The sequence below is a fragment of the Geodermatophilus sp. SYSU D01045 genome (genome assembly GCF_054050295.1).
The window spans coordinates 37,852-44,359 of sequence record NZ_JBJGZB010000032.1 but is presented as its reverse complement, the minus strand read 5'-3'; the positions used below and the strand labels follow the sequence as shown (position 1 = coordinate 44,359).

At 75.1% G+C, this 6,508-nt stretch carries 5 protein-coding genes; 2 read left to right on the top strand and 3 right to left on the bottom strand.

Annotation, left to right across the window (positions count from 1 at the left end):
- On the bottom strand, positions 1 to 1,669 hold a 1,669-nt coding region (locus ACI798_RS20395), incomplete at its 3' end, for a hydantoinase B/oxoprolinase family protein (protein WP_457048801.1).
- On the bottom strand, positions 1,669 to 3,738 hold the full coding sequence (locus ACI798_RS20390) for a hydantoinase/oxoprolinase family protein (protein WP_457048800.1): 2,070 nt from the start codon (positions 3,736 to 3,738) through the stop codon (positions 1,669 to 1,671). The genes ACI798_RS20395 and ACI798_RS20390, both read right to left, overlap by 1 nt.
- A 532-nt stretch (positions 3,739 to 4,270) precedes the next feature.
- On the opposite strand from ACI798_RS20390, the gene ACI798_RS20385 reads away from it, so the two are divergent.
- Positions 4,271 to 5,053, top strand: a complete 783-nt coding sequence (locus ACI798_RS20385; RefSeq protein ID WP_457048799.1) for a hypothetical protein — start codon at positions 4,271 to 4,273, stop codon at positions 5,051 to 5,053.
- Positions 5,054 to 5,218: 165 nt separating this feature from the next.
- On the top strand, positions 5,219 to 6,079 hold the full coding sequence (locus ACI798_RS20380; RefSeq protein WP_456942613.1) for a GGDEF domain-containing protein: 861 nt from the start codon (positions 5,219 to 5,221) through the stop codon (positions 6,077 to 6,079).
- On the opposite strand, the gene ACI798_RS20375 is transcribed toward ACI798_RS20380, so the two are convergent.
- A complete protein-coding gene (locus ACI798_RS20375; RefSeq protein WP_457048798.1) occupies positions 6,076 to 6,504 on the bottom strand; it encodes a DUF1707 SHOCT-like domain-containing protein in 429 nt (142 codons plus the stop codon). The two genes, ACI798_RS20380 and ACI798_RS20375, sit on opposite strands and share 4 nt — an antisense overlap.
- Positions 6,505 to 6,508: the final 4 nt, after the last annotated feature.

Sequence of the window (6,508 nt, the reverse complement as noted above, 5' to 3'; positions counted from 1 at the left end):
CCCCCCCCCCCCCCCCCCCCCCCCCCCCCCCCCCCCCCCCCCCCCCCCCCCCCCCCCCCCCCCCCCCCCCCCCCCCCCCGGTGCCGGCCGGCAGCGGCTCGGCGTCGGCGAGCGCGTCGACGTCGTGCTCGTCCGGGCCGCCGGGGTCGACGGTGACCTGGAACGGCCGCCCGGCCTTCCCGCCCTTGACGCCCCAGCAGGACAGGATCGAGCGGTCGGCGATCGACATGAAGTGCGCGTCGCGCAGCACCCGTATGTGCTTCTCGTAGCCGCAGCCGCCGCGGTAGCGGCCCGGCCCGCCGGAGTCCAGGGCCAGGCCCAGCCGCTCGACGCGCAGCGGGAAGCGGGACTCGGTGAACTCGGTGGGCAGGTTCCGCGAGTCCGGGACGACGTGGATGGTGTCCTCGCCGTCGGCGTAGTACCGCCCGCCCGAGCCGCCGCCGAGCACCTCGCGCATGAGGTAGGGGTTGCCGTCGAGGTCGGTGCCGTAGACGCCGGTGTAGCGGATCGTCTCCTGGTCGGCGGGCATCCGGCCGCCGGTGGCCTTGGCCAGCACGCCGGCCAGCACGCCGAGCAGCCGCAGGATGACGAACGTGCGGGCGTTGGTGGGCGCCGGGAAGACCGGCGTGAGCAGCGTGCCCTTCTCCGGGAAGCGCATCTCGATGAGCGGGACGACGCCCTCGTTGACGTCGAGCTCGGCCATCCGCTCGGGCGTCTCGGCCAGGTTGCGCAGGATCGGCGCCAGCCACTTCTTGAGGAAGTTGCCGTCGGCGTAGTCGCCGCAGTGGTTGATCGGGCCCTTCGCCTGCGGGCCGGTGCCGGTGAAGTCGATGACCAGCGGGGTCTCCCTCGAGGAGTCCATGGTCAGCGTGATCCGCTGGCGGTGGAGCTGGGGCTCCTCGACGCCGTCGTGCTCGGCGTAGTCCTCCCAGACGTAGGTGCCGTCGGGGATCTGCGACAGGATCTCCCGCCGGTAGACCTCGGTGGAGTTGGCCAGGATCGCGTCGAAGCACGCCTCGACGGCGGGCACGCCGTACCGGTCGAACAGCTCGCCCAGGCGCCGGGCGCCGGCCAGGCACGCGGAGCACTCGGCGTCGAGGTCGGCGGCCAGCGAGTCGGGCATCCGGGAGTTGCGGGTCATGATCTTCAGCGCCGACTCGTTGGGCACGCCGCGGTCCCACAGCTTGATCGGGGGGACCATCAGGCCCTCCTCGTACACGCTGGTGGCCGCGCTCGGCATGGACCCGGGCACCGCGCCGCCGATGTCGTCGTGGTGGCCGAACGCCTGGATGAAGGCCACGACCTCCGGCTCGCCGGTCTCCGGGGAGGCGGCGAACACGGGCACCGTCACGCACAGGTCGGGCAGGTGGCCGATCCCGCCCTCGGACAGGTAGACGTCGTTGTGGAAGAAGACGTCGCCCACGTTCATGGTCTCGATCGGGTAGTCGCGCACCACCGGGTGCACGAGCGCCGAGTACGAGCGGCCGGTGAGCTTGCGCAGCTGCCGGTCGTGGATGCCGGCACGGAAGTCGTGCGCGTCGCGGATCATCGGCGACCGGGAGGTGCGCCCGATGGAGGTCTCGACCTCCTTCTCGATCGCGGCCAGCGTGCCGGCGACGATCTCGACGAGGACCGGGTCCGCCTCGACCTTGCCGTTCGTCAGGGTCATCAGGACTCCTTGGTGAGCAGCAGGTTGCCGTGGGCGTCGACCGTGGCGGCGAAGCTGGGGTGCACCGGGACGGTGGAGCCGAACTCCTCGATGACCGCCGGACCGCTGACCACGTCACCGGCGCCCAGCCGGGTGCGGTCGTAGGTCGGGGTGTCCACCCAGTCGTCGAAGAAGACCCGGCGGGAGCCCGTGACGGCCCGGTCCGTCCCGCCGTCCCGCTCGGGCAGCCGCACGACGTCCGGGCGGCGGATCGGCCCGATGCCGCTGACCCGCAGGTTGACCCACTCGACGGCCTGGCGCGGGTCGTCGGCGAAGTCGTAGCCGTAGAGCCGGCGGTGCGCGGCGTGGAAGGCCTGCGCGACGTCCTCCGCGGCGGCGCGGTCGAGCCCGCCGTCGGCCACCGGGACGCGCACCTCGAACGCCTGGCCCACGTAGCGCAGGTCGGCGGTCCGCTGCATCCGCTGCTGGTCGCGCCCGAAGCCCTCGCCGTCGAGGGCGGTCTGCGCCTGCGCCTCGAGGTCGCCGAACACCGACTGCACGCGCCCCAGGTCGAGGTCGAGGTGCCGGGAGACGACGGTCTGCACGTAGTCGTTGCGGACGTCGACGGTGAGCAGCCCGAACGCGCTGACGTTGCCCGGGTTCGGCGGCACCAGCGTGCGGGGCAGGGTGAGGATGTCCATCAGCCGGCAGGCCAGCAGCGAGCCCGAGCCGCCGAACGTGGTGAGCGTGAAGTCGCGGACGTCGAGGCCCCGGGCGACCGTCACCTGGCGCAGCGCGTTGGCCTGGTTCCAGGCGGAGATCTCCAGGATGCCGGTCGCGGTGCGCTCGAGGTCCATGTCGAGCTTCGCCCCGAGCTGCTGGAGGCCCTCGCGCGCGGCGTCGACCGACAGCGGGATCTCGCCGCCGAGCAGGTGCGGGGGGATCCGGCCGAGGACGACGTGGGCGTCGGTCACCGTCGGCTGGTCGCCGCCGTCGGGATAGCACATCGGGCCGGGGTCGGCGCCGGCCGACCTCGGGCCGACCTTGAGCGTGCCCTCGGGCGACAACCAGGCGATCGAGCCGCCGCCGGCGCCCACGGTGACGACGTCGATCATCGGGATCTTCGACGGGTAGTCGCCGACCGAGCCCTCGGTGGTCAGCGCGGGCTCGCCGTCGATGACCACCGTGACGTCGGTGGAGGTGCCGCCGCCGTCGCAGGTGAGCACGCGGTCGAAGCCCGCCGTCCCGGCGATCAGCGCTGCGCCCAGGGCGCCGGCCGCAGGGCCGGAGAGCATCGTGGTGATCGGCTGGTGCACGACCTCGCCGGCCGACAGCACGCCGCCGTTGCTCTTCATGACGTAGAAGGGCACGCCCGGCGCGATCTCGTCGAGGCGGGTGCGGATGTTGGTGACGTAGGCGCCGACCTTCGGCTTCACGGCGGCGTCGACGAGCGTGGTCACCGAGCGCTCGTACTCGCGGTACTCGCGCAGCACCTGCGAGCTGATCGACACGACGGCGTCCGGGTGCTCCTCGCGCAGCACCTCGAGCATGGCCCGTTCGTGCGCGTCGTCGGCGTAGGAGTGCAGGAAGCAGACGCCGATCGTGGTGATGCCGGCGTCGCGGAAGAAGCGGGCGGCGGCGACGGCGTCGTCGCGGTCGAAGGGCCGGACCTCGGTGCCGGTGTGGTCCAGCCGCCCGCGCACGGTGCGCACCAGGTCGGCCGGGACGATCCGCGGCGGCTTGACCCAGAAGTAGCTGTTGCCGTAGCCGTCGGGCACCGACTGGCGGGCGATCTCGAGCACCGACTCGTAGCCCTCGGTGGTGACGAACCCGATCCGGTCGAGCTTGCCCTCGAGCAGCTGGTTGGTGGCGACCGTCGTCCCGTGGCTGACCGCGGTGACCGCGGAGCCGTCGAGGTCCAGGAGGCCGAGCACCTTGCGGACGCCGGCGAGGAAGCCCTCGGCGGGGTCGGCCGGGGTGGACGGCGTCTTGGTCGTCGTCGTCCGTCCGGTCTCCTCGTCGACGGCGACGACGTCGGTGAACGTGCCCCCGGTGTCGATCCCGATCCGGACCCGGCGCGCCGCTGCCATGGGCCGATACCTTAGCGCTGAGGGATCTGGGCGGGAAGGGACGCGCCTCGAGTCGCACCCGAGCCGCCCGCAAGCCGCGGTGGCGACGGTCGGGGCGTGACCCGACCCCTCCTGCGCGCCGCGACCCTGTCCGCCGGGCTCGTCCTGCTGTCCGCCTGCGGGACCGGCTGGCCCGACGACGCGGGGGGACCGGTGCCGCCGGGGCCCTACACGGGCGTGACCGACGGCGCGCTGTTCCACGACGCCGTGGACGGGGAGTTCGAGGCCGACCACGTCGCCGGCGACGACGCCGCCGTCTGGGTGCTCGGCGACCGCCCGTTCGACGTCGAGCGCGACCCGCTGCCCCGGCCGGCCGACGTGCTGCTCGCGTACCCGGTCACGGCCGGCGGACCGGGGGAGCCGGTGGCCTTCCCCCGAGGGCGGGGACTGGCCGCGGACGACGAACCCCCTCACCGCCGGCCTGGCGCTGGCGCCCGACGGCGACGCGCTGCTGCTGGCCCAGCTCGCCGACGACAGCGGCACCGACGCGGGCGTGCCCGAGCTGGTGCTGCTGCGCTTCGACCCGGGGAGCGGCGAGGTCACCCGGCTCCCGCTGGCCTGGGAGTGGCCCTTCCAGGACTCCGCGCTGGTGTCGTGGACCGAGGTGGAGTGCGACGCCGAGGGGGCCTGCGTCGCGCGGTTCAGCGAGGGCGAGGGGCAGGAGGCCGACGCCGTCCTGGACGCCGACACCGGCGCCGTGCTGGCCGAGGACCCGCCCGGGGAGGACCTGCGGGGGCACCCGACGCCGGTCGCGGACCTGCGGGTGCTGTCCGGCGTCGCGACCCAGGCGGCGCCGCCGGGCGACTCACCGGGCCACGACTGGCGGATCCCGTGGGTCCGGTTCACCACGGGCGCGGGGGAGTCGGTCGGCCCGCGGGTGCCGCTGTCGACGGTCAGCGCGGAGGTCGTCGACCGGCAGGTGCGCCCCGACGGCACGCTGCTGCTCGCCGTCCGGGAGGAGCGCAGCGACACCACGCGGCTGCTCGCGCTCGCGCCGGGCGATCCCGAGCCGACGGTGCTGGCCGAGACCGGGTGGGCACCGGACCGGGACGCGCTGGCCGTCGACGAGGCGGCCGGCCGGGCGCACCTGCTCGGGTCCTCCGACGTCCTGGTGCCGGTGCTGGTGACCGTCGACCTGGCCGCGGGGGAGGTGACCGACTCGGGGCCGCTCTGTCCCGGGGAGGCCGGCCTCGACCACCTGCGGCTCACCGCGGCCGGCGCCGTCGCCGTCGGGTGGTGCGGGGAGCGGGGCGAGGGCCTGTGGGTGCTCCGGTGAGGCAGCGATACCGGACGGTCCGGGGCCGCCGAGATCGACGGCTGTCGTCCCGGCGTGCTGTGATCGCCTGCGCGGGGCACGCGGTCCCGCCCGCACGGGGAGGGAGGGGACCCGGAGTGCACGGCAGCTGCGGGGACGGCTCCCCCGGGGTCCGGTAGCGCCCGGGTGGACGGCCGGCTGGCACACGAGTTCGTGGAGGGCACCGACGCCCTCGTCTGCGTCGTGGACGCCGACGGGCGCGTCCTGCTGGCCAACCCGGCGCTGCAGCGGTTCACCGGGCGCCCGGCCGACGGCCTGGTCGGCACCCTCTTCTGGGACGTCTGGGTGGTCCCCGAGCACCGCGAGCTCGCGCGGGACGCGGTGGAGCGGGCGATCGCCACCGGTCGCGCCCACCCGCAGGAGGGCGCCTGGCTGACCGCCGACGGGTCCCGGCGCCTGATCTCGATGCAGAACAACGTGCTCACCGGCGCCGACGGCCGCCCCTACGCGGTCGCGTGCGTGGGGATCGACGTGACCGACCAGCGGCGGCGGGAGGCGGTGCTGTCGGAGCGGGCGCGCACCGACCGGCTCACCGGGATCCTCAACCGGGGCGCGCTCTTCGAGGAGCTGGCCCACTGCCTGGACCCGGCGGCCGGCCGCGACTGCGGTGTCCTGTTCTGCGACCTCGACGGGTTCAAGGTGGTCAACGACGTGCACGGGCACGCCGTCGGCGACGCGGTGCTGGTCGAGGTCGCCGCCCGGTTCCGCGCGGAGGCGGGGTCCGACGGGGTCGTCGGCCGGTTCGGCGGGGACGAGTTCGTGGTCCTGTGCCCCGGCCGCGACGAGGCCGAGCTCGCCGACCTCGCCGCCGCCGTGCGCGAGCGGGTCGGCGCGCCGGTGCCCACGGCGGCCGGCCCGGTGGTGGTCGGCGTCAGCGTCGGCGGTGCCGTGGGGCGGCCCGGGGCCGCGCCGGACGAGGTGATCGCCCGGGCCGACCGCGCGATGTACGGCGCCAAGACCCGCCAGCGCCGCCGCTGGGAGCGCTAACGGCGCGGCCGGCCGATCCCGGTGGCGTAGAGGACGGCGAGGACCGCGCCGGACGGGGCGAACCAGATGAACCACGGGTAGGCCGCGTCGCCGCTGCCGAGGGAGACCAGCAGCCAGACGACGACGTTGACCGCGACCGCGGCGGCCCACACGGTGGCGAGCACCCGCATCGCCGTCCCGCCGTCGGTGTCGGAGAAGACCCGGTGCCGCGGCGCCGGGGGCGGCGGGGGTGGCGGCTCGGGCAGGTCGCGGGTGACCCGCTCCAGCTCGCCGCGGGTGCGGGCTGCCCAGGCCGCCGTCACCCGCTCGTCGAACTCGTGCAGGTCGAGCTGGCCGGCGCCGACCGCCCGGTGCAGCCGGTCCTGCACCGCCCTCCGCTCGACGTCGGAGACCCGCACTTCCTCGGCCCGCACCGGCTCGCCCATGCGC

Coding starts and splice junctions, on each gene's coding strand:
- ACI798_RS20390 (WP_457048800.1), bottom strand. CDS start 3,738: ATGGCAGCGGCGCGCCGGGTCCGGATCGGGATCGACACCGGGGGCACG.
- ACI798_RS20375 (WP_457048798.1), bottom strand. CDS start 6,504: ATGGGCGAGCCGGTGCGGGCCGAGGAAGTGCGGGTCTCCGACGTCGAG.